The 462-nt window shown below is 58.4% G+C and carries 1 protein-coding gene; it reads right to left on the reverse strand.

Going from position 1 to position 462, the window contains the following annotated elements; translation table 11 throughout:
• Nucleotides 1–55 precede the first annotated feature (55 nt).
• Nucleotides 56–462: ABC transporter permease (locus tag AB1462_RS31930; RefSeq protein WP_367249091.1), on the reverse strand; the 407-nt coding region annotated here is incomplete at its 5' end.

The following is a 462-nucleotide window of genomic DNA, read 5'->3' on the forward strand; positions in this document are numbered from 1 at the left end:
TACCAGCACAATGCCGGATATGCGAAGAATCCTGTTTTGTCTGGATGCTGGCATGTCAGTGTTCTCCCAGACGTTCCAGAGGGCGGGTGGCCTGTTTCATCAAGGCAATTACCGCGAATGTCAGCGCCAGACCGACGATCGAAAGACTGGCGGCGAAGGGGAAATTGAAGGATGAAAAGCCGAGCTGATAGACCAGCGTCGAAACCGTATTGACCCGGCCGCCGCCGATAAGCTGCGGTGTCGCAAATGCGCTGAAGGTCCATGCGAATGCAGTCGAGAAACCCGCGATGATGCCGGGCATGGAGAGCGGCAGTGTGACGGTCAGAAAACTGCGCACCGGACCTGCGCCGAGACTTTCGGCGGCCTTCTCGTAGTTGCGGTCGATGTGTGAAAGGCCCGCTGCCAGCATGATGACCATGATGGGCATCGTTACGTGAACGAGAGCCGCCACCACGCCGCCAG

This window comes from Pseudomonas sp. SB113, from assembly GCF_040754745.1.
GTDB classification, from domain to species: domain Bacteria; phylum Pseudomonadota; class Gammaproteobacteria; order Pseudomonadales; family Pseudomonadaceae; genus Aquipseudomonas; species Aquipseudomonas grimontii.